The sequence below is a fragment of the Sphingobacterium prati genome (assembly GCF_013167215.1).
Classification (GTDB): domain Bacteria; phylum Bacteroidota; class Bacteroidia; order Sphingobacteriales; family Sphingobacteriaceae; genus Sphingobacterium; species Sphingobacterium prati.
Genome location: NZ_JABJWY010000038.1, coordinates 375,238 through 398,928, shown reverse-complemented (window position 1 = coordinate 398,928; position 23,691 = coordinate 375,238). Strand labels below are relative to the sequence as shown.

Genomic DNA, 23,691 nt, shown 5'->3' with positions numbered 1-23,691 from the left:
TTAGAATTTTAAATTAACACCAAAAGTTACGCCGGCAGTACTTGGCACTCCATTAAAATCTATACCAACAGAACTTGACCCTGTAACGCCTGACCCTGCTGCGCTTGCTTCGGGATCCAAACCTTTGTAATTAGTTAACAGCCATAAATTCGTCCCTGTCAGCGTCGCAGTCAAACCTTTAATAACTTTCGATACATTGGATCTTTTAAAGAAAGAATTTCCAAAATCATAAGAAACAGAGACCGTGCGCAATCGCAGCCAATTTGTATTCGTCATAAAATTAGCGCTTTCTTTTACATAATGTGTTCCCCAATAATCCTGAATTATCTTTTTACCACTTGTTTGCGCGCCACTTACCAGATAAGATTCATTTGCATTGAATGTAAATGTTTTATCCTCATAGACTGGCGCGGCGGTTGTTCCAGTATTTACAACACCAGAAAGTGTCAATTCATCACGCTCCAATGTACGCATACTCAAACCATTAAGTGTCATTGCATAATCTGTTCCATTATAGATATCACCTCCAATACGATAATCTAGCAAAAAGGATAAGTTGAAATTCTTGTACGTAAAACTATTATTTAAGCCTCCTATTAATTTCGGCTCACGATTCCCAATGTTATAAGTGGCCGCATTATCACTTGTAGGCATACCAGTATTCGCATCGAGGATTAATTTACCATCCGCAGTTCGCGCCCATTTGGATCCGGAAATCCCCATAAAGTTTCCCCCATTAAATGATGCTGCCTTAGCATTGCCAACTTGCACATCAGTCACATAAAGAATATCCACTCCAGAAATTAGATTATCTACAGTCCCTCTATTTCCAGACATGTTCAACGTAAGGTCCCACTCAAAATTCTCTCTTTTTATAGGCTTACCTGTCAAAGAGAGCTCCATCCCTTTATTATAAATATCACCTGCATTTACCGACACAAAAATATAACCTGTCGATTGCCCTAGACGAGGAGATAGGATCTGGTTGTAAGAGTTATTGGTATAATAAGCATAATCTATCCCTAATCGGCCATTTAGGAACCTTAATTCAGCACCAATTTCAAAAGACCCTGTTGTTTCTGGCTTAAGGTATGGGTTTCCTTTTGTCCAGCTGTTTCCAGTTCCAATAATTCCGCCAAGAGATTCTCTAGGTGTCCACAAATAGGTATTTGTAGCATAGGGCGTCGCATCCTTTCCAACACGTGCCCAGGAAGCGCGCAGCTTACCAAAACTCAACCAATTTAGCCCCTTGTCTTTCAATAACTCCGTAAAAACAAAACTTCCCCCTACAGAAGGATAAAAATAGGATTGGTTCGCAACCGGAAGTGTGGATGTCCAGTCATTTCTTCCTGTTACGTTTAAGAAAAGGAAATTTTTATAAGAAGCTCTTAGTTCCCCGTATAGACCGTACAGCCTTTTCTTAGAGGTCACTTCATCAAAAAGCTTATTTGCCTTATCGATATTTCCAAAACTGTAGAAGTTATTAACAACAAAATCATACCCCATCCTTCTGTTCGTATTCACTTTTGTTTCCTCTGCAAAATAGCCGACCATAGCTCCCAAATCAAAATCACCAAATTTTTTATTGAAATTGGACATTAAATTAGAAGACCAATAATTAAACTTCAAATCATTTTCAGACATCATACCATTTTGCCAAAGCTGTTTGACGGCGCCATTTTCAGCAATTAATGTCGAATTTTTTGTTAAATAGCTATCCATACCAACGCGGTAAGACACATTCCACCAATCAAAAATGTTCATATTGGCATTGATACTTCCTGTAATCCGCTCGGTATTATCGGTTAATTTATTTTTATTGATGGTCCAATAAGGATTTTCTATATCGTCCTGAAGTTCTTGCAGACCTTCGAACATCCGATATTTCGTCCCATCGTCATTAAGATATTTCTTCATATCGTCACTTCTAGACCAACCGTAGACTGAAGAAATTGCTCCAGCTCCGCCTGAGCCATACAACCCTGCAGAAGTTAAGGTTTTATCGGTACTTGCTAAAGTATAGGCCACGTTAGCTCCCACACTTAATTTACCAAATTTTTGATCACCATTGAAACGAAAAGCTGTTTTTCCATAACCTGTTTCCGGGATAATACCTTGTTGATCAAAACGTGATCCAGATAAATAAAACGAGCCATTCTTATTACCACCGGTAACATTGACGGTATTATCAAAAATAGTCGCTGTCTGAAAAAAGTCTCCTATGTTATCATAAATCCTCTCTCCTGATTTGAATTCATCCCCCCAAGATTGTGTTGTATAAGTATCTAAAGTCCCAGCACTATTGTAGTAACCGCGTTTATATCTCCCTTGTTGTTCAGGTAAACGATTCGCCCAATTTGCCGAGAAGCGGCTTGAAAAACCAACTTCCATGCGTCCCTCACTTCCACGTTTTGTAGTAATGACAACAGCTCCAGCCGCAGCACGAGAACCATATAAAGCCGCCGCCGCCGGGCCCTTCAATACGGAAACATTCTCGATATCTTCGGGATTAATATCCATGACACGGTTACTATTGGAGGTTGAGGTAGCTTGCATTCCATCAAATCCACTATTTCCACCAATAGGTGTTGAGTTATCGTAGATAATTCCATCAACGACAAACAGCGGCTGGTTATCTCGCTCAAGAGAAGTCCCCCCACGCAGAATGATCTGCGCGCCCGCACCTGCAGCACCGGAAGATTGAGTTACGTTGACACCGGCTATCTTGCCCGCCAATGAGTTAACCACATTGGCAGTCTTATTCTTCATCAATTCATCAGCCTTAATATCTTGAACAGCATAACCTAAGGCTTTCTTCTCTTTTTTAATCCCCATCGCTGTCACAACTACCTCCTCAAGAGCTTCCTCGCTACCAGCGAGAGAAATATTGATTGTAGCATCCGAGCCCACGAGTTGCTGCCTTTCTTTAGAACCAACAGCCCTAAATATTAAAATATCTCCGGACTCGGCTTTAATTGTGAAACTTCCATCTGGATTAGTTTGCGTACTGACAGGTTTACCTTTGATGCTTACCGTAACGTTTGCCATCGATCCACCATCTGAGGCATTCGTTACCTTACCAGTAACTGTTTTGGTCTGCGCCCATAAACTGGTAGATAGCATCACTCCTGAGCAGATTAAGAGTAATTTTTTATTCATGGTATTTAGTTAGTTGTTAATAACTGATCATAACGGGAGATTCCAACCCGAGGTTTACACCAATTATAATACAATACTATAAAAAGTGAAGTATTTATGCAAGTTTATGCGTAATTATTTGAAAAAGAAATAAAAATAAAAACACTAACGCACGATTCGACATAAAATAACTCAAAAATCAATCGTATAAACAATACAAAAACGCAAGCATCAGCAAAATTTAAGATCAAAACGAGATTAACAACATTTTAATCTTACCTGACTCTGCTTAAACAAACTATTATATCGCGTATAGCGTATTGTATCAAGCAAAACCTAATAAAACAGCAAACTCCACAAACAAAAAAATCCATACCAATGCATGAGACGCTTATATTTAATATAAAAAATGGTGATAGAAAGAATAGTATTAGCAAGATTTAAGTAATTACCAGATGTTTCTATACTGCTGAGAAGGGACTAATAAGCAATGTCTTTGCAAATGAAAGCGGCAACATCCTCAAGCACAAGTCGCAATCTGTCGAGTTAAGCGAAACCCAACATATCGAAACGTACCATATCTATGTATATTTCTTTAAAACAAATGGAAGTAATAAACGTACAGACAGTAAATATTTTGGTACCTTCGAATGGCAGAAGATGCAAACCTAAGGTGCCAAATTAATCTTAACATCATAATGTTTTTTAATATAGGCCTGTTGCTCGGCAGAATCTGTCTCCAGATCATGAATAGCACGATCACGCTCCTTATCCACCTCCATCTTGACAACACAGCGATAAAATCGGAATACATCCTTTTCGTTCTCCAGAATCAACCGTGGTACGCGGGCAGGTTTACCGGTTTCATCCTTGGCAACCATCGTAAAATAAGAGGAGTTACAGTGCTTTGTTTCACCTGTCTGAATATTCATGGCCTCCACACGGATCCCCACTTCCATCGATGAATTACCGACATAATTAACCGAAGCAATTAACGTAACCAGTTCTCCCACTTCGATTGGTTTCAAGAAATCAACCTTGCCAACAGAGGCTGTAACGCAATAATGTGCCGAAAACTTAGACGCTACCGCAAAGGCTATTTGATCCATCAAAGACAAAATATATCCTCCATGTATTTTTCCTCCAAAATTAGCATTAGATGGTAACATTAGCTGTGAAATTCGGATCACCGACTCACTAACAGTTTTATAGATCTCTTCCATATCCCTAAATTTACTCCGGACAGACCATAAATCAAAACAAAAATCACTGTGTTTCAGCAAATACGGTCTTTTTTGATCAAAAAGAGACAAAATCCTCGGCAATGAAGTGGAAAACTATAAAAAAGCAAAAGGGATACCCGAATTGATGGATACCCCTTTAAAATAGTACAAAATTCTTTATTTGATTTTTTCAGCGATATAAGGACTTTCGTTACTCAAACGATCAATAGCCTTTACAGCAACATATTGCAATTTTTTGTTATTCAATGTTGTCGGCACATCTTTCGTTGTCACCCCAGGTTCCAAAATCTCATATTTCCATTCGCCACCGTAATTCAGGTATAAAACCCATCGTGCGACCTGGTCAATTTGCTGATGTTGCCATTTTAAGAACATATTATTTCCCTGTGGCGTCAGTAGCAAAGTCGGCTTCAACAAAGGATTTGCATTGAGCCACGGACTTGGCGGAACCAAGGCTTTAGATCGATAAGGCCCCTCCACAAGCGCCTGCGTCATTGCTGGATTTTTGGTCAGCCCGGCCAAACTCCAATGGATGACGCCATCGCGGTTATCCGGCAAAATATTACGTGCTGCGGCAACCTGATTCACAATCTCCTGCACATATTCAGGGCCACGTCTTCCGACTGTATTAATACCCGGCCAAAGGTGCCGCCCCATTGTATTCTCACTTTCCCACCATTTTAATAAAGCCGTATAGCTTTGTTTCGCCGGTTGGATAGGCCAATAAAGCTGTGGCGCAAAATAATCAATCCAGCCTTTATTCAACCACAATTTAGCATCCGCATACAACATATCATATTGACTCGATCCCTGAATTCCAGCAGGATATCCCGGCTTCCAAATTCCAAAAGGGCTAATACCGAATTTCACAAAGTTCTTTTCCCTTTTGATATCCTTATAGATACGCTCAATAAAGGTGTTCACACTGTTTCTTCTAAAATCACCACGTGACAAGGTGCCACCATTGCGTTTAAACTCATTATAGCTTTCCGAATCCGGAAAATCTTGTCCACCATTGTATTCGGCATAGGGATAAAAATAATCGTCGAAATGCACCCCGTCAATATCATAACGCTTAACGATATCCATCACAACACGTGCGGCATGCTCTTGCGTCGATTGTTTGGATGGATCAAACCAGTAATAGCCCTGTTTTAGCTTAACCACAGACTCTGGCATTTTACGCGCCATCGAAGCTGATGTCACAGCCCCACCAGCAGTATGATGCGCACGATAAGGATTCAACCAAACATGAAGTTCAATTCCCCGCTTGTGTGCCTGCTCAACCCAAAAATCAAGTGGATCATAATAAGGTGAGGGAGCTTGGCCTTCCGTTCCTGTCAAAAAATACGACCAGGGCTCAAGATCACTCTTATAAAAAGCATCAGCCGAAGGACGCACCTGAAAAATAACTGCATTGAAATTATTAGTCTTCAAAAAGTCGAGGATACCAATCGCTTCTTGCTGCTGTTCGGCAGTACTGAGATTATTTTTGCTCGGCCAGTTGATGTTGGCTACAGAAGCAACCCAGGCCGCACGAAACTCACGGGCCACGGGGGGAAGATCAACAACGATATCCTTCTTTTTCTCAACCGTCGGCTGCTCTTTTGTTTCTATCGTATTTTTCATCCGCTCCCTCTTCGGAACTGAAGGGGGATCTTTTTTTACAATTTCAACATTAGTATTCGTGTTCACAGGTTCTTGCTTTTTATTTTTCTTGGAGGAACAAGAAGACAAAAGAAAGAGTGCCGTAGTTAAAAATAATAAGGAACGTTTCATCAAGCTATAGAATATTGTGTTTTTTTCAAACTAACCCCAAAACTAAGCTAAATTTCAATAGAAAAGAAATTTAGCGACTCCTCATCCCTGTTTAAAATATATTTCGGTCGGATGAAAAGACACTGCATATAGTTGCTTATGGGATTAAATACAAGCTATGCGAATCTTCAGATCAATAACGTAGTTCCCCCTTAAAGATAACATGCTCCAGCTTGAGGTCGTCCGTAAAAACAATGATGTTAGCAATGCTTCCTGGATTTAAATTCCCAATATCGCTTCGTTGCAATAGCTTAGCTGGATAAGTCGTAGACATCCGGATTGCCTCATCCAGCGGAATCCCAACATGTTCCACACAGTTTCTGATTCCTTCAAATAGGGAAATTGCCGCACCCGAAATGGTGCCATCTGGCAAGGCGTAATAGCCATCATTCAGGACATGCTGATAGATCCCTTTAGTACATGCCGCAACCGCGTCGGTAATCATAAACAAACGCTCCCCCATTTGTCGTTTGGCAATTTTTACAGCTTCAAAGCTGACATGATGCCCATCCACAATAATGCTCGCACAGGCGCTGTTGTGGTTAAAAATAGCTCCGACCAACCCTGCTTCACGATGGTGTAGCGGCGACATGGCATTGAACAGATGTGTACTCGTCGGAATTCCCAAATCGTAGCCATGTGTGCCTTCCTCGAAAGTAGCATTGCTATGCCCCGCACTAAGCAGCAACTGGTATTCTTGCAAATATTCCAGCACATCGTCCGAAATACATTCAGGGGCAATGGTCATCATTTTGACAACTTTATTTCCCTCCAACAGATCTTTGATCCTTTCCTTTGTTGGCGTTATAATCAGTTCTTCAGGATGAGCGCCCCGTTTTTTTGCATTCAGAAAGGGCCCCTCTAGATGCAGACCTAAAAAGGCATCATGATAATAGTCCTCAGCGATACGAATGGCTTCTTTGAATACTTGAATCGTATTTGTTGCCAAAGTCATCATATAGGAAGTCGTCCCTTTATCAATCAACCCGTTGGAGATCCGTTCCAAAGAATCCAAGGTAAGTTCGGCAGAATACAAATCCGAACCATCACCATACAATTGCAGGTCAACCAAACCCGCGCAAATATTGGATCCTTTGACATCAAGCAGCTGATATCCTTCTGGAAGATCCTGCTCGTCGACGATCCCTACAATTTTTCCTTCATCCAGAAGCAATGCCCGCTGTTCTATAATTTCACTACCGGTATAGATCTTACCGCCAATCAATGCTGTTTTTTTCATCAAAAATAATTATTACATGTTATCCGGTCTAACGGCAAAATTCATTACACTTCCTCAGCTAAAGTTAGGATTTGTGTCTTCGTTATCCCAAAATTTTTGCTTTTTAATTTTAACTTTTTAATTTACTGTTGTAACTTAGTTCCATGTACTTCTTCAGAAAGCGCAATGCCGATCGCCCTACAAATGGCAGCATTAAAGCCATGCATATCATTAATGCAACGGCCATTATTGTGTTTTTATTGGGGTTGATCTACAAAATATTTTTTTCATCCTAAACAAGCAACCATGTCAAAAAAAGAGATTTTCAACACAGACAAAGCTCCTGCGGCAATAGGCCCCTATAACCAAGCAATTAAAGCTGGCAATACCCTTTATGTTTCCGGGCAGATTCCACTTGTCCCAGAAACGATGGAATTGATTTCATCGGGCGTTAAAGATGAAGCGCATCAGGTGTTGAAAAATTTGGAAGCCATTTTAACGCACGCTGGGTATACATTTCAGGATGTCGTTAAGGCATCAATCTTTTTAAGCGATATGGACAACTTTAGCCTAGTGAATGACGTTTATGCCGAATATTTCAAGGAAGCCCAACCGGCACGTGAATGTGTCGCTGTGAAGACATTGCCAAAAAATGTCAATGTCGAGATTTCGGTCATTGCCTGGAAAGATTAATCCGTGGAAAATAACAACGAAACAGTAAGCCGCGGAAAATATCTTTTCGCGGCTTTTTTGGCTCCCTTCATGTGGGGGTTCATGTCTATTCCCGTCCGCTGGATACGGGAATATCCTGCCGAGGACATTCTATATTTTAGGATAGTTACGGCCTTAGCTGTGCTTTGGTTCTATATCCTGCTCTTCCAACGGAAGACTTTGCGCTCAGATATTCAGAAATTTAAAGATCTATCAAAAAATGGTAAAATTAAGCAAACGGCCTTAATTGTCCTTGCTTCCCTGTTGATCTTCGGCAACTGGTTCACCTATATTTATGCCGTCAACCACATCAGTATCCAGTCCGCAGCCCTGGCTTATCTAACTTGCCCCTTGATTACCGCAGCAGCAGCCTATTTCATCTTAAAAGAAGAACTGCGCTCGATGCAGAAGGTGGCTCTTCTCATTGCCTTTGGCAGTGTCTGTCTGCTGGCCAAAGGATCGCTGAATGATGTTTTATGGGCAGCCACCATCGCCACCTGTTACGCCTTCTATCTTATCGTACAGCGCATAGCCACAGGGTTTAATAAACTCAACCTGTTGGTTGTGCAATTGACTATCTGTGCGCTATTCGTTATCCCCAAATTGATCTATAATCATCATGAGATCCCCACAGATCCTGTCTTCTGGGGTACAATCATACTGATTGCAGTTATTTTTACCATTATTCCACTATTTCTGAGTATGTACGCTTTGATTGGTATTTCCTCTACCACCACAGGTGTATTGCTATACATCAATCCAATCATTGCCTTCACCTTGGCAGCAACCTATTTTCAGGAACCTGTCCCCTTCGTCACGTATCTGGCTTATGGAATTATATTGATGGCAATCGTCCTTTTCAATAGTATCAATTTCCGCCAGACCAGAAAAAACTAAAGTAAATTGTAACCAAAGGTCAACTGCTCCGGGAATTAATCCACACTGGACAATCCGGCTTATCATTGTCTGCTCGTTTTATAGCGTAATGAACATAAGTCGGATTATTTTATCCTTTTTGGAAAAAAGATACATTTTTTCCAAAGCATAAAAAATGACAAATCATACTTAATTATAAATCAACAACTTAGCAAGAATCACTTGGTATTTGTATCAACTTTGTTTACCAAAATTTTTGATTTTTCATCAACAGTAGTAAATTAGTGCTCAATTTAAGGGGAATCACACCCCCTTTTGCTCCTATCACTTCAGTATTGAATAGCATACTATAATCACTGATTTTGCTTTCCAGTCATATTCAATACGTTTTCCTAACCAGCATGCTAAATGGAATTAGCCCATTACCGTGGAAAAAATCTACTGTTATGAAAAATATGTATATAAAACTGAATATAACACATATACTATATGAATAACAAATTATACACAACACTAAGGATGTTGAGTATTGTTCCGACAATGCTCTTTTCGGCATCTTTACTCCATGCGCAAAGCAACCAAGTGAAAGGTACGGTTGTTGATGCAAAAACGAAAGCTCCACTTGTGGGGGCTACTATCAAAGTACTAGGCACATCAACAGCTAGTTCTACAGATAGCAAAGGAGCATTTCAGATCAATGTAGACGATAAAAATCGTGTTCTGAATATCAGCACGATTGGCTACGAAAATAAAACGGTCACACTTGGACCAGGCGAAACAACAGTTACCGTAAGCATGGATGAACAGACCCGTCAGCTTGAAAGTGTTGTTGTTACCGCGCTCGGTATCAGCCGTGCACAGAAATCATTGACTTACTCTACCCAACAGGTCAACGGGGATGAACTGAACAAGGTAAAAAGTACCAACTTAGCCAACAACTTGAACGGTAAGGTAGCAGGGGTCAATATTGCTTCCAGCTCATCAGGACCAGGTGGCTCCGCGAAAGTCATTTTACGTGGTAACAAATCGGCTTCCGGCAACAACCAGGTATTATATGTTGTCGATGGTGTACCGATCAACAACCAGACATTGGCAAGCCAACCAGACAACGTCTTTGGAGGACAGCGTGACGGCGGTGACCCTATTTCATTGATCAACCCAGAAGATATCGAAAATATCTCTGTATTAAAAGGCGCATCTGCTGCAGCCCTATATGGTAGCCAAGCAGCCAATGGGGTTATCTTGGTGACAACAAAATCAGGTAAACAAGGCCGCACAACGATTAATTTTTCTTCAAGTGCACAGATAGAACAAGCTGTATCCACGCCTAAATTCCAAAATCAATATGGCCAAGGCTCAGGCGGCAAGAACAGTAATACCAGTGTATTCAGCTGGGGTGACAAAACCAATGGCACCAACTATGATAATCTAGGTGAATTTTTCCGCACAGGGAGCAACTTCACCAATTCATTGACATTATCTGGAGGTAACGAAAAAAATCAGACTTACTTTTCTTATGCCAACACCCTTGCAAAAGGTATACTCCCTGAAAATGACCTAATGCGTCACAACTTCAATCTCAAAGAAAGTGCTACATTCTTCGATGATAAATTGACCGTTGAAGGTAGCGCCAACTACATCACGCAAAAGCTAGATAATGCGCCTTCTTCAGGTTTTTATTACAATCCATTGGTTGGAACCTATCTATTGCCACGGAGCTTAAATATCGCAGATTACAAAAATTACGAAACGTTCAATACAAGCCGCAACCTTAATGAACAAAATTGGTTCAGCCTAAGTGATAGTCCTACAACACAACAAAATCCATGGTGGATCGTCAATAGGAACCCGACACGCTCAACCCGAAACCGTTTGCTTTTAAATGGTAGTGCAAAATATAAGGTAGCCCCATGGATTAGCATTCAGGCTAGAGGAAGTGTCGATCGCACTTCAGAGGTCTGGGACCGCAAAGTTTATGCGAGCACGCCAAATCCTTTAGGAAAAGCAAATGGTAACTATAATTATACAAATACCACCATTACACAGCAATACGGTGATGTCGTTGCCAATATGAACTTTAATGTCAGCGATAAATTTCAGATCACTGGATTGGTCGGAACAAGCATCACTGACTGGAAAACTGAAGGTGTAGATTTTAATACAGGTATTGATGGATTAAAAATCCCGAATCAATTCTTTATTCAAAATACAACAACACCTGTCACTTCAACATTATCCGCTAACCGGAGGCAGCTGCAATCGGTATTTGCATCTGCAAACTTAGCTTATGACAACTGGATCTATTTGGATCTGACCGCTAGAAATGACTGGTCGAGTACATTAGCATTCACAGGAACCAAATCTTTCTTCTACCCATCTGCAGGATTGGGCATCGTATTGAACGACAAGTTAAACTTACCTGAATTTGTCAATATGGCTAAGGTACGTGGTTCGTATGCAGTAGTGGGTAATGACTTACCTCCTTACACGAGCTTATTAACAAATACAGTGAATCCATACGCTGTATTGACAGTGAACGATATTGCCTTCTTAAAAACATTAAAACCTGAAAAAACGAAATCTTTTGAAATCGGGACAGAATGGCGCATGTGGAACAACCGTTTGAATGTCGATGTAACTTACTACAAAACAAACACGACAAATCAATTCTTTAAAGTCGCCGCAAGCCAGGCATCATTAAACAAACAATATGCTATTAATGCTGGTGACATCCAAAACCAAGGAGTTGAAGCATTGGTATCGTTGGATGCCATCAGAAATGACGATTTCAAATGGACAACAAGTATTAACTTCACCTACAACAAAAACAAAATAAAAAAACTAGCAGATGCTGTTCCTGAATTTAATCTAACAGGTGAAAATCAAAACAACTTTGCTTCCAAACTTGAAGTTGGAGGGTCTTTTGGCGATATCTATGGACAGGATTTTGTTCGTGATGACCAAGGGAGAATTATTATTTCAGAAGACGGCATCCCTCAGAAAACAAGCGCATATACCAAATTAGGAAATTCAAATCCAATTTGGCAAATGGGCTGGAATAACAGTTTCAATTACAAAAATTTCAATTTAAGTTTCTTGATTGACGGAAAGTTTAATTATGATGTCATGTCAATTACACAGTCTGTGATGGATGGCTACGGAGTATCTGAAGCAAGTGGAGCGGCCCGTGCAAATGGAGGTGTTTCTGTAAACGGTGTCACACCAAATGGAACCCCTGTTTCTGTCGTGGATGCGGAGAAATGGTACACCTCAACTGGTGGTATAGGTCCAGTCAGCAGCCAATATATTTATGATGGAACGGTTGTGAGATTACGAGAATTGACATTCGGTTATGACTTCAACATCAAAGATAGCTTCTTCAAAAAACTACGTGTAAATGCTGTGGGAAGAAACCTATTCTACATTTCGAAAAAAGCTCCTTTCGACCCAGAAGTAACCATGTCAACAGGAAATGCGTTAAGCGGTGTAGATATCTTTATGATGCCTGCAACCCGTAACTACGGACTTACATTAAATGCAACTTTCTAAACGATCAACAATGAAATTTAATAGCAAACATATAGCTAAATTCTCACTTGCAATTTTACTCCTTGGCGGAACAATGAGCAGTTGCACAAAGAATTTTGAAGACTACAACAAGAACAATATTGGATTGACCGATGAAGATCTAAAAGGTGATGGACAGGATCTTGTGCTTTTTCTCAAAAATGCACAAATGTCTATCTATAACTTTTCAGGTGCCGGAGACCCTAACTCTTATCAGGTCCAACAAAACCTGAATGCGGACGTTTTCTCAGGCTTTTTCATGTCCCCAACACCTTTTAATAGTGGCCAGAACAACCTGAATTATGCGATGGTTAATGGATGGAATGGCGAACCTTTCCAGGTATTATATCTTAACGTTATCAAATCCATTGAAAAGTTAAAAGGCAATGGACTTGCAGAAACATATCCAGCGTTATGGGGTTCGACATTGGTCATCAAAGTAGCCGCTGCCAGCCGTGTTACAGATATCTATGGACCTATTCCATATAGTAAAGTAGGTACTTCCAACACTGTACCATATGATAAACAGTCCGATGTATACGCTGCTTTCTTCAAAGAGCTTGATGAAGCCGTAACAGCCCTAAAATCGTACAAAGCAGATAGTCCAATGGCGGCTAAAATCGACCAGATCGATCTTGTATTTCCAAATGCAGATAATCAGGTCCGTTTTAAAAATTGGCTAAAAATTGCCAATTCATTGCGTCTACGTTTGGCAATGCGCTTGGTTAAAATTGATGCAGCATTAGCAAAAACACAAGCTGAAAAAGCGTTGGATCCTGCAAATGGCGGTGTATTGGAAAGCAATGGCGAAAACTTCAAGATCACTATACCGGCAGACGGGACCTATAGCAACCCGCTTTGGTTTATTTCCAAAAACTGGGCTGATACGCGTATCAATGCAACACTTTCGTCGTATATGGTAGGGTTAAAGGACCCGCGTATTTCCAAATATATGTCTCCTGTGACTAAAGATGCAACAACAACAGCTTTCGCTGGCCAATATATTGGAATCCGTACCGGTGCTGAGAATATTGAAAAAGATAAATACCAGAAACTTTCAGCGTTGAATACAGAAGGTACAACACCAACTTTTGTTGCAACAACAGCTCCTATATTGATGACCGCCGCAGAGGTATATTTCCTCCGCGCTGAAGCAGCTCTTAGAGGGTGGAACAATGCGGGTGGAACAGCACAATCCTTGTATGAAAAAGGGGTAGAGACATCTTTCACACAGTGGGGAGTAGCATCAGAAGCAAGCACTTACCTTAATGACAATACAAGTAAAGCAGCTGCCTATGTAGATCCTTTCAATGCAAAAAACAATGCTGACTCACCGAGTTCCTTGACGATCAAATGGAATGAAAGTGCATCCAACGAAGAAAAATTGGAACGCATTATCACGCAAAAATGGTTAGCTATCTTCCCTGAGGGACAGGAAGCCTGGAGTGAATTCCGTCGTACAGGCTACCCACGCTTATTCCCTGTCGTAGTAAACAACAGCGGTGGATTGATTGATACCAAAATACAAATCCGTCGTTTACCATTCCCTCAGAATGAATACAATACAAACGCAGCCGAAGTGCAAACCGCAATCTCTCTGTTAGGTGGTCCTGACAATGGTGGCACCAGACTTTGGTGGGATGTAGCAAAAGGAAATTTCTAAAACTGATTTTTTCGCTATATCAAGCGGCTTAACGACAACGTTAAGCCGCTTTTTTTGTCGTTTTTAACTTGTTATATTGAAAGAAATCACTATTCTTTCATTCAAATCAGTCCTATTACTTAAAAATCACACTATTGAGAAATTCCGAGTGAGCGATGTAGCAATCGATTAAAATTGTCCGTTCTATGACTAAACCAAACACGCAATTATGAAAAATTTATCAATCTTAGGTTTAACCTCTTTGCTTACCTGTAGCATGTTATTTGTTGTTTGTAAATCGGAATCCCATCTTGAAAATCCTTATAGAGAAAAGACTGAGAAAGAACTAGAAACGCTTTCAAATGAAAAATACAGTGAAATTATAGCGCTAGCCAACCCAAAAGAATGTACTGATCCGGGCGATTGGAAAATAATAGACATCCAAACCCTATGTGGAACCAGTCATATCCCTTACCATCGTTCAGTTGACAAGATGACCTTACAAAACATGATCAATGACTACAATAAGTTGATGGAGATATATCAGCCCATGATGGCTCCACGGATAAATTGCACCCCCTATCAAAAACCATTAGATGTTATCTGTAAGGAAGGAAAAGCTGCAATTAAATATGAAGATCCTCAGACAAACTAGCACTTGTAGCGCGGATAAACCCTAAAAAATTAAATTTTTCGTATTTTAGCCGTTCGAGAAAATGGCTGAATTAAGTTTAATTACCCCAATAGAATACCTCAAAGGTGTTGGTCCCCAAAAGGCAGATGTGCTCAAAAAAGAGTTGCAGGTGTTTACCATTGGCGACCTTTTGACTCAATACCCCTTCCGTTATATCGACCGTACAGAATTCCACAAGATACGGAAGCTGCATCCCGATATGATGGCGGCACAGGTCTTAGGCCGTCTGATTTCATTACAGCTGGTAGGAGAAAAAAGAACCAAACGCCTCGTCGGCTCATTTAAAGATGAAACGGGTTCCATGGAACTTGTCTGGTTCCAGTCCATTCCCTGGCTCCAAAAATCATTGAAGGTAGGCTCGGCTTATATTATCTATGGCAAACCCAGCGAATTCAATGGGCAACTGTCCATTACCCACCCCGAAATGGACCTGTATAATCCGCAGGTCAAACAGGCGGGCAACATGAGCTTACAACCGGTCTACTCTTCTACTGAAAAACTCAAAAAATTCAATCTAGACACCAAGGGCATTCAACGCTTGCAACAGACGGCATTGGAAACCGTATTTCGGAGTATCGATGAAACGATTCCCCAGGAGATACTGGCAAAACATCAGTTAATTTCTCGGCAGCAGGCGCTAGCTTCCATTCATTTTCCGAGCAACCAGAAGGAATTGAATCAGGCGATCAAACGGATCAAATTTGAAGAACTGTTTTTCATCCAGCTCAAGCTGCTCAACAATAAACAGTTGAATACGCAGAAATTCAGGGGTCAGCGTTTCAATAAAGTGGGTGAAAAGTTCAACACTTTTTTCAATGAGCGTCTTCCATTTCCGTTGACGGGTGCACAGAAACGTGTTGTTAAAGAAATCCGTATCGATACCAATACCGGTGCACAGATGAACCGTCTCGTGCAGGGCGATGTGGGCTCCGGAAAGACCGTTGTTGCCCTAATGAGTATGCTTCTTGCTGTTGACAATGGCTTCCAGGCCTGTATGATGGCACCGACAGAGATCTTAGCCACACAGCATTACCATGGGCTCAAACAGCTCGTCGGTGATGATCTGGTCAGCATCAAGCTGCTCACGGGATCGACCGGCACCAAAGAACGTCGGCTGATCCATCAGGCCCTCGAAGAGGGCACACTCGATATCCTGATCGGTACCCATGCACTGATCGAAGATAAGGTGCAATTCAAGAATCTCGGTTTCGTCGTTATCGATGAACAACATCGTTTTGGTGTAGAGCAGCGCGCCAAGCTCTGGCGCAAGAATGTTATCCCGCCGCATATGCTGGTCATGACAGCTACGCCCATTCCACGGACGCTAGCGATGACGATGTATGGGGATCTCGATATTTCCGTGATCGACGAACTCCCTGCCGGACGTAAGCCTATTAAGACGGTGCACTTCTTTGAGAGCTCCCGCCTACGCATGTTTGGCTTTATGCGGGAGGAAATCGCCAAAGGCAGACAGGTGTATCTCGTCTATCCGCTGATCAAAGAAAGCGAAAAACTGGATCTAATCTATTTGGAAGCGGGCTTAGAAAATTTGCAGCGCGAATTTCCCCTTCCACAATATAAGATCAGCATTGTCCATGGCAAGATGCCCGTGAAAGATAAGGATTTTGAGATGCAGCGTTTTGTGAAGCACGAAACACAGATCATGGTGGCAACAACGGTGATTGAAGTGGGCGTCAACGTACCGAATGCGTCGGTCATGGTCATTGAAAACTCCGAACGGTTTGGTCTCTCCCAACTGCACCAATTACGGGGACGTGTGGGGCGTGGAGCCGAACAGTCCTTTTGTATTCTGATGTCGGGCAACAAGCTCAGTAAGGAGGGACGTCTCCGACTCGATACCATGGTGCGCACCAACGATGGCTTTGAAATCGCCGAAGTTGACTTAGAATTGCGAGGTCCCGGCGACATCTCCGGCACACAACAATCCGGTGTACTCGACCTGAAGATGGCCAATCTGGCGACAGACCAGGCCCTATTGACCGAATGCAGAAATACCGTCATTGCCCTGTTCAAAGAAGACCCCACACTTCAAAGCGAGAAAAATCAGTTACTTCGGAGCTTTCTGGCGCGGAAATCAGACGGTATTGCCTGGGACAAAATTTCCTGATCACCAACCAATCAGCTCTGGCGCGTTCAAATTCAAAACAAGAAACGATAATTGTTTGGCAAAATCCATCTGACGATGCCTTTAGCCGCTCAAATCAATATCCAATAACAAATCAATATCCGGTAAACTATTTGACCAGGTCTAGATTCCAATAGATCCAAGGAGCCTACCAACGGGACTCCCAAACTCAAACATTGCCCAAAAGCATACATTTTTTTCCAGTGAGACTCCATCCCCTAAGCCCCGATGATCAAAACCAAGGTAAACAGATCGTCATAAATAACTTATACAAAAACCCAGTGATCAAATCATTTGTATATAAAACCAAATTTATTTATTTTTGTATCATTATGAACATGATATAGAAAATATCCCCTTCTTTTACTAGGCAAAAGATGGCGACTGACCGCTTACTTATTTTGAGTTGCCCTGGTAAGCAAATCACAAAAAACTTATTGGTTTTTCTTAAATTCACCTTTTTAAAACAACACATAAAAGTGGATGTATGAGAAGAGACAGACGATCGCCATCCATAGGTAGGTGAACGCGCTCCATACGCTACAATATACTTAATAGTACAAAATGGCCAGAATTAAAATACACGATACAGCAATAAAACCCGAAACAGCCGTCTTGGTGAGTGTTATCCCACAGGGCGTGACTGAAGCAAAGGCGAAGGAATACCTGGAGGAACTCGAATTTCTCGTGCAGACTGCCGGCGGTGAGACCAAAGGAATGTTTACACAGAAATTAGCTTTTCCTGATAGAGCGACATTTGTCGGCAGCGGAAAACTGGAGGAGATCAAGGCTTATGTTGAAGCTGAAGAGATCGACATTGTTGTCTTTGATGATGAGTTATCCCCATCCCAATTGCGCAATATTGAGAAAGAGCTCAAACGCAAAATCCTGGACCGCTCCAATCTGATCCTGGATATCTTCGCCCGACATGCAAAGACCGCACAGGCAAAAACCCAGGTAGAACTGGCACAGCTGCAATACCTATTACCACGATTGACTCGCCTGTGGACTCACTTGGAGCGTCAACGTGGGGGTATCGGTATGCGTGGTCCCGGTGAATCGCAGATCGAAACGGATAGACGGATTATCTTGGACAAAATTTCGTTGTTCAAAGAAAGACTGAAGGCGATTGACAAGCAGAATGAAACCCAGCGCAAAAACCGCGGCGAGATGATCCGCGTAGCTCTGGTAGGTTATACAAACGTTGGTAAATCAACGATCATGAATATGATCTCCAAATCTGACGTATTGATCGAAAACAAACTTTTTGCAACGCTGGACACCACGGTGCGTAAGGTCGTTATCGACAACCTTCCGTTCCTGCTGTCCGATACGGTCGGTTTTATTCGCAAACTGCCGCATCACCTGGTGGAATGTTTTAAATCTACGCTGGACGAAGTCCGAGAGGCTGATGTGCTGATCCACGTGGTGGATATTTCGCACCCTAACTTTGAAGATCATATCCAGGCGGTAAATGAAACATTGAAAGATCTGAAAGCTTTAGATAAGCCCGTTATTACGGTATTCAACAAGATTGACCTGTACAAACCAGCCGTTGAAGAAGGACATGATGGTGAAGAGGTAGAGATCACATTGGAGGATTTCCGCAATTCATGGATGGCGAAAAACTCCGATCCGGCGATCTTCCTTTCTGCAACAAACAAGACGAATATCGAAGAGTTCAAACAAAAACTTTACGATATTATCGTGAAGATGCATAATGAACGTTATCCATACAACAACCTGTTGTATTAATTTGACAAACATGACAGCGGATCGTCAGAAACGATCCGCTTCTTAAAATAAAATAAGCAATGAATAAAGTGGTACAGTTCCAAGATTGGGGACTTGTAGACTATCAGGAAGCCTGGGACAGACAAGAGTCCATCTTCAAGAGTGTATTAGACGTCAAACACGACAATCGGGTCAATGCGACAACAACAGACACACCAAACTACCTGATTTTCACAGCCCACCCCCATGTCTATACCTTAGGAAAAAGCGGACACGAGGAATACCTGCTCTTGGATGAGAAAGGCCTGGAAGAAAAAGAAGCGAAGTTCTATAAGATCAACCGTGGTGGTGATATCACCTACCATGGACCGGGTCAGATTGTGGGATATCCGATTCTGGATCTCGACAACTTCTTTACCGATATCCACCTTTACTTAAGGACGTTAGAAGAAGCGATCATCCTGACCTGCGCCGATTACGGTGTTCCTGCAGGAAGATATCCTGGATTTACTGGAGTCTGGATCGAGCCGGACAAGCCTACGGCCCGCAAGATCTGCGCGATGGGCGTGCGTGCCTCACGCTGGGTGACCATGCATGGCTTTGCCTTTAATGTCAATACAGACCTGGATTATTTTAGCAATATTATCCCCTGTGGGATCGACGATAAAGACGTGACCTCATTGAAGCGGGAACTTGGTCAGGAAGTCGATATGGATGAAGTGAAGGAAAAACTTCGTGGACACATCGCCCGACTTTTTGAAATGGAAGTAATCCAGCATTAGAAATCATAAAAACGAACAAGGAGCTGCTAAACACAGGTCCTTATTCCTTTTATAATGCTTATAAGATTGGAAAATCCGTGTAAGATACTTTCCTTATTAGTCACCTTACGCTGATCCACTAACAATAATACATGCATTCATAACGAAACAGTTTACCATCTTTGAACGTAATGATAAACTGTCCTGCATCGCCATTTTGCATACGGTACACATGTGGCTCCTCGATCATATTTGCAGAGACCATATCGCCAAAATGATCGATAAAATCCCTTTCAGTATAATTGGCATCCATACGCTCGTTGCCTATCACCAAGATCTCACCATCCGTAAAGTATAACTTATAGACCGTTCCGACGATCTTCTTTTTGTAATTTTCCTCAAAGGCCACGATCAGATTCGGGGCTTTATAAAAGTAACGCGGTTCCCAGCCACATTCAGGCATATCCGGTATATCAGCCACCCGCTGCATTTTCAACTGATTCATTTGTGCATCCTTAATCTCACCGTCCACAAGAGACAGCCCCTGCCAGACAAAATAGAAGTCGAGCGTCTTCATCTTTTTTTCATACGCCTCATAACCAATGTATTTCTCCAACCTGCTTGCTACTAACAGCTCAAAATCAATATCAACTTTCGGATTTTCTAACCCATAGGCGGCATAAGATTCCTTCCAATAGGACAGAGCCGGTTTCAGATTTTTCGACTCCCGCCAGGCCAGCTCCCGCAATCTTCCTACCTGAGCCAGTTCCTTTTCCTGATCCATACCTTTTACAGCCAAATAATCTTTCAGTACTTTATCGTAGGTCAGGACGGAACCCAAAAATTTCAATTGAACATATTCAGGATTTTCATGAAAATGATCACCGATATAGACCCAACCATCTGTATACAATGGCACATAGTCAATACATAATAACTCATTGAGTGAAGCGCGACGGACAGCAAGACTTGTTGTGGTCGGTGCTTTTCGCACACGGAGTTCAGCCACCTGTACATAATAATGCGGGCACTGATACCCTTCAACGCCCCGATAGAAATATTTAGCGGGCTCACCAGCAGATTTTTTTCCGTCCATGAATTTCTTCAGCGGTTGTTGGTCGATAAATCCAATATCACCGTTGCTGACCTGCACCTTATACTGCATGTTGGTCGAATCGAGCAGATAAATAGGCGCTTCGGTAATAAATACCCCCAAAGGATCATTGTTATTTCCAGCCTCCCGATAGAGATACCCCCACTTGGATGTATACACAGGCCGTTCACCCGCTGGTTGCGCCATGCTCCGGTTTACCAAACAACTGTATAGGATACAGCACAGGAGTAATACTTTTCTAAGCATATAACTTTATTTCTTTAATAGCGATGCAGATAAGCATTGACCAAAGACATTAAAATGGAGCGCCCTAATTTACGGACATCTCAGCATATAAGGCCAACCGGCTAATGCACTAATCTTTGACAAAAATAGGCAAAAAGGAGGCCAATCAAATCGCTGTAATCAGCTATTTCATAAATGAAGAGCAGATCTGCTCCGATTTGATCAAGCGGCTGTATTATTGAAAAATAGTTTAATGCCCCCCTTAGAAACAGCTTTTATAGCTAACGTCAGAAAACAAATCAGGTTTATCCATAAAGCAATGATCTTACTTCCGATTCAATAGCGCCACCTGTCCTTCCAAGGAGAGAATTGTTTTTTCCTGTGCCTTGATCGTCTGTTCAAGTGCGGTGATTAATTGCTTGTAGACCGATAGACCTTCGGCGTTCATAACGCCGGTGCCTGTGGCAGGGCTAAACGCTTCAACACGACGCATCATTTTCCCCTCACCCAACAATAACCAAGCAGGACTAATATCCGGATGGCGGGTCAATATGGCAATCATCGCGTCAGAACTCAGCGCTGTATTTTTCTGGCCGCCTTTGAAATTGGCGTAGGAAAGCCCTACATCTTTGAAAAATTCAGTTTTACTGATTTCCTTCCTTTCGGCAATCAATAATACACGTTCTTTTACGTTCACAATTATTCTACTTTTAAGCCGCTATTATTTTTAAACCGAACCAAAAACCAAGTTGCTCGTTTGTATAGGAGTTTATCTCCACCAAAAACGAGGACTGGTAATTCCTATTGATTTCACTCTGATTGAATAACTTTTTCCCATTAAAAATAATAACCAATTAGCTTTCCATCTCCGCTAAATAACAAAAATTCCGGTTAGCATCTATTTATTCCGCAGCGATTCAATCTCTTGCTCAAATGAAGACAATAATCTTTCTAAAGACATAATTGTCTTCTCTTGAGATTTAATAGTCATATTTTGAGAAGCAATCAATTGCTTTAATGTGTTAATCTCTCTATTCGCAATTCCCTCCAATTCAGGTGTAAGATATGTTTCTCCGTCTTCCTTAGCTAAAACAGGTTTAAGCATCTCACCTTCTCCTCTCAATAACCACTCCGAGGAATAATCGGGATATTTTTCAGCTACATTTACCAACCACTTCGCCTGGATGTCAGTATCATTAGCCAGTGCCCTTGTAAAAACGCCTTTACTTGCGCCAATAGACGCTTCCAAAGCGGACACACTTATCCCCTCTTTTTCTGAAATAATCTTAATTCTCTTCAAAATAGAACTCATTTCTGAAAATTTTAATATTATAAATTTGTTTTGATGAAATATAGTTCTTAAATTAGCTTTATAGATGATAATTATAAACCAAATATTTAACCAAAAAACATTCCTAGCATGAAAAATACGCAAAAGAAACTAAAAGCGAAACATTTTCGCTATTTAAGCAAGGAGTATATTGAAGATCCGCTGAAATATCTCGAAGATTTTTATGAGCAAGAGACTTACCATCATTACTTTGTTATGGAAATAAACTTGCTTATAAACGCGGCGTCAAATGTAAAGATGAATTGCCCTAATTCCAGTTTAGGCTACAACACAAAAAAACTGATTACGTTTGTTGAAATTGCCTATGTCATTTTCAAAAAATGCAATTTGAAAAAGCTGAAAAATCCCTTGAATTTTATTCAATGTGTTTCCGACTATTGGAATTACGTATCAGGGGAATGTTTCAGTGTAAATGACATTGAATCGCCAGAAGATGAGATCAGCCGATTTTTCTCACATCAATCATTAGGACAATGGTACGAGACTCTGGATGAAATCTGGATAAATATTAGCGATAGAAATGGTGATTTTCTAGGAAATGAGGGAAATAACATCCTTGCCGTTAGAGAATTATTACAAAGATTAGCGATATCGCTGCATAAAATATATGAAAATAAATCACTTCCAGACAGTATTGCGAACAATCAAGAAGAGATTGAACATGAGGAAAGCCAAGATCAAAAGTCTTTGGAACAGACCAACAGCATAGAGACAAAGGAGGAACCCTTCGATGATGTAGCAGAAAACGAAATATTGAACCCAAAGGAACGGATCATATTGCCTGCATGGCTTGCTCCCCACCCCTACTCCATTTCAGCACTCAAAAACTTCTTCGATAGAGATGACCTAAATGGTTGGAAAGAAGATATTCGATATTGGTACCGGACAGTCATTACCGAAAATGAATTCTGGTCCGCTGACAATGAAAACCATAAATTCTCCGGAGCAAATCTCCTCTATACTTATTCCTGCATTTGCTCTTTATTGGAAATGCTGTTCAATAAGCTTGAAGAGTCTCCCATCAGCTTAATGGATATAGAATCCTCCATCTCCATATTGCCAGAATGCCAATCAATTTTCATTAGGCATGAAAACAAGGAGATTATACTCTATTATATATCAGACGAAGAATTGCGATACCCATTATCATCATTATTAGCGACTGTTAACACCTACAGCCAGCAACAATGGGATGAGATCTTATATGATTGGGTCAATTATGGACTCGATAAAAATCGATATACCGGAGACTATTCAGATTACAGTACACGCATCTATCAAACAATTATCAAAATAATAGAGCTCGCTTATTTAGTGGCCTTCTCGGACGAAATAGATCTTCTAAATCCAAATCAAACAGCCCCAATAGAAACAGAAATATAGCAGATTTCTATTCAACCAATCATTTTGTCCAGCATCGTGGCGAGACAGCTAACCTGTTTGACTTTCAA

At 41.3% G+C, this 23,691-nt stretch carries 17 protein-coding genes; 10 read left to right on the top strand and 7 right to left on the bottom strand.

The genetic code is table 11. The annotated features are described in order from the left end of the window. The 4 genes from HPC41_RS21150 to nagA form a co-directional block, all read right to left on the bottom strand. Positions 1–3,159 carry a SusC/RagA family TonB-linked outer membrane protein gene (locus HPC41_RS21150; RefSeq protein WP_172396080.1) on the bottom strand — a complete coding sequence of 1,053 codons (3,159 nt, stop codon included), beginning with the start codon at positions 3,157–3,159 and terminating at the stop codon, positions 1–3. Between the two features lie 647 nt (positions 3,160–3,806). After that, on the bottom strand, positions 3,807–4,361 hold the full coding sequence (locus tag HPC41_RS21145; protein WP_172396079.1) for an acyl-CoA thioesterase: 555 nt from the start codon (positions 4,359–4,361) through the stop codon (positions 3,807–3,809). A 177-nt stretch (positions 4,362–4,538) separates the two neighbouring features. After that, a complete protein-coding gene (locus tag HPC41_RS21140; protein WP_288808201.1) occupies positions 4,539–6,077 on the bottom strand; it encodes a glycoside hydrolase family 10-like protein in 1,539 nt (512 codons plus the stop codon). 256 nt (positions 6,078–6,333) lie between these two features. Beyond that, on the bottom strand, positions 6,334–7,440 hold the full coding sequence (nagA, locus tag HPC41_RS21135) for an N-acetylglucosamine-6-phosphate deacetylase (protein ID WP_246250936.1): 1,107 nt from the start codon (positions 7,438–7,440) through the stop codon (positions 6,334–6,336). A gap of 143 nt (positions 7,441–7,583) precedes the next feature. On the opposite strand from nagA, the gene HPC41_RS25730 reads away from it, so the two are divergent. From HPC41_RS25730 to lipB, 9 genes are all read left to right on the top strand, one after another. Continuing rightward, positions 7,584–7,715, top strand: coding sequence for a DUF6728 family protein (locus HPC41_RS25730; RefSeq protein ID WP_310446321.1), 132 nt, complete (start codon positions 7,584–7,586; stop codon positions 7,713–7,715). Positions 7,716–7,725: 10 nt separating this feature from the next. Further along, on the top strand, positions 7,726–8,112 hold the full coding sequence (locus tag HPC41_RS21130) for a RidA family protein (protein ID WP_172396076.1): 387 nt from the start codon (positions 7,726–7,728) through the stop codon (positions 8,110–8,112). Positions 8,113–8,115: 3 nt separating this feature from the next. Continuing rightward, complete coding sequence (locus tag HPC41_RS25725) at positions 8,116–9,027, top strand: EamA family transporter (RefSeq protein ID WP_343043866.1); 912 nt, start codon at positions 8,116–8,118, stop codon at positions 9,025–9,027. Positions 9,028–9,495: 468 nt separating this feature from the next. After that, positions 9,496–12,555, top strand: a complete 3,060-nt coding sequence (locus tag HPC41_RS21120; protein ID WP_172396075.1) for a SusC/RagA family TonB-linked outer membrane protein — start codon at positions 9,496–9,498, stop codon at positions 12,553–12,555. Positions 12,556–12,565: 10 nt separating this feature from the next. Next, positions 12,566–14,236 (top strand): RagB/SusD family nutrient uptake outer membrane protein, encoded by a 1,671-nt coding sequence (locus HPC41_RS21115; RefSeq protein WP_172396074.1) that lies wholly within the window; start codon positions 12,566–12,568, stop codon positions 14,234–14,236. 208 nt (positions 14,237–14,444) lie between these two features. Continuing rightward, positions 14,445–14,870 (top strand): hypothetical protein, encoded by a 426-nt coding sequence (locus tag HPC41_RS21110; RefSeq protein ID WP_172396073.1) that lies wholly within the window; start codon positions 14,445–14,447, stop codon positions 14,868–14,870. Positions 14,871–14,931: 61 nt separating this feature from the next. Next, positions 14,932–17,037 (top strand): ATP-dependent DNA helicase RecG, encoded by a 2,106-nt coding sequence (gene recG / locus HPC41_RS21105; RefSeq protein WP_172396072.1) that lies wholly within the window; start codon positions 14,932–14,934, stop codon positions 17,035–17,037. A 582-nt stretch (positions 17,038–17,619) separates the two neighbouring features. Beyond that, positions 17,620–18,810: a GTPase HflX gene (gene hflX, locus HPC41_RS21100; protein WP_172396071.1), complete on the top strand. Its 1,191-nt coding sequence runs from the start codon at positions 17,620–17,622 to the stop codon at positions 18,808–18,810. Between the two features lie 59 nt (positions 18,811–18,869). Continuing rightward, positions 18,870–19,571 (top strand): lipoyl(octanoyl) transferase LipB, encoded by a 702-nt coding sequence (gene lipB, locus HPC41_RS21095; RefSeq protein ID WP_172396070.1) that lies wholly within the window; start codon positions 18,870–18,872, stop codon positions 19,569–19,571. Between the two features lie 118 nt (positions 19,572–19,689). Here the strand turns inward: lipB and HPC41_RS21090 are convergent, their stop codons facing one another. The 3 genes from HPC41_RS21090 to HPC41_RS21080 all read right to left on the bottom strand — a co-directional run bounded on the left by HPC41_RS21090 (position 19,690) and on the right by HPC41_RS21080 (position 22,201). Beyond that, complete coding sequence (locus tag HPC41_RS21090) at positions 19,690–20,910, bottom strand: hypothetical protein (RefSeq protein ID WP_172396069.1); 1,221 nt, start codon at positions 20,908–20,910, stop codon at positions 19,690–19,692. A 304-nt stretch (positions 20,911–21,214) separates the two neighbouring features. Further along, a complete protein-coding gene (locus HPC41_RS21085) occupies positions 21,215–21,586 on the bottom strand; it encodes a hypothetical protein (protein WP_172396068.1) in 372 nt (123 codons plus the stop codon). Between the two features lie 201 nt (positions 21,587–21,787). Then, positions 21,788–22,201, bottom strand: a complete 414-nt coding sequence (locus tag HPC41_RS21080; RefSeq protein WP_172396067.1) for a hypothetical protein — start codon at positions 22,199–22,201, stop codon at positions 21,788–21,790. A gap of 108 nt (positions 22,202–22,309) precedes the next feature. Here HPC41_RS21080 and HPC41_RS21075 point away from each other — a divergent pair, with 108 nt between their 5' ends. Beyond that, a complete protein-coding gene (locus HPC41_RS21075; protein WP_172396066.1) occupies positions 22,310–23,623 on the top strand; it encodes a hypothetical protein in 1,314 nt (437 codons plus the stop codon). Positions 23,624–23,691: the final 68 nt, after the last annotated feature.

Coding starts and splice junctions, on each gene's coding strand:
- HPC41_RS21150 (WP_172396080.1), bottom strand. CDS start 3,159: ATGAATAAAAAATTACTCTTAATCTGCTCAGGAGTGATGCTATCTACC.
- HPC41_RS21145 (WP_172396079.1), bottom strand. CDS start 4,361: ATGGAAGAGATCTATAAAACTGTTAGTGAGTCGGTGATCCGAATTTCA.
- nagA (WP_246250936.1), bottom strand. CDS start 7,440: ATGAAAAAAACAGCATTGATTGGCGGTAAGATCTATACCGGTAGTGAA.
- HPC41_RS25730 (WP_310446321.1), top strand. CDS start 7,584: ATGTACTTCTTCAGAAAGCGCAATGCCGATCGCCCTACAAATGGCAGC.
- HPC41_RS21130 (WP_172396076.1), top strand. CDS start 7,726: ATGTCAAAAAAAGAGATTTTCAACACAGACAAAGCTCCTGCGGCAATA.
- HPC41_RS21120 (WP_172396075.1), top strand. CDS start 9,496: ATGAATAACAAATTATACACAACACTAAGGATGTTGAGTATTGTTCCG.
- HPC41_RS21115 (WP_172396074.1), top strand. CDS start 12,566: ATGAAATTTAATAGCAAACATATAGCTAAATTCTCACTTGCAATTTTA.
- HPC41_RS21110 (WP_172396073.1), top strand. CDS start 14,445: ATGAAAAATTTATCAATCTTAGGTTTAACCTCTTTGCTTACCTGTAGC.
- recG (WP_172396072.1), top strand. CDS start 14,932: ATGGCTGAATTAAGTTTAATTACCCCAATAGAATACCTCAAAGGTGTT.
- hflX (WP_172396071.1), top strand. CDS start 17,620: ATGGCCAGAATTAAAATACACGATACAGCAATAAAACCCGAAACAGCC.
- lipB (WP_172396070.1), top strand. CDS start 18,870: ATGAATAAAGTGGTACAGTTCCAAGATTGGGGACTTGTAGACTATCAG.
- HPC41_RS21090 (WP_172396069.1), bottom strand. CDS start 20,910: ATGCTTAGAAAAGTATTACTCCTGTGCTGTATCCTATACAGTTGTTTG.
- HPC41_RS21080 (WP_172396067.1), bottom strand. CDS start 22,201: ATGAGTTCTATTTTGAAGAGAATTAAGATTATTTCAGAAAAAGAGGGG.
- HPC41_RS21075 (WP_172396066.1), top strand. CDS start 22,310: ATGAAAAATACGCAAAAGAAACTAAAAGCGAAACATTTTCGCTATTTA.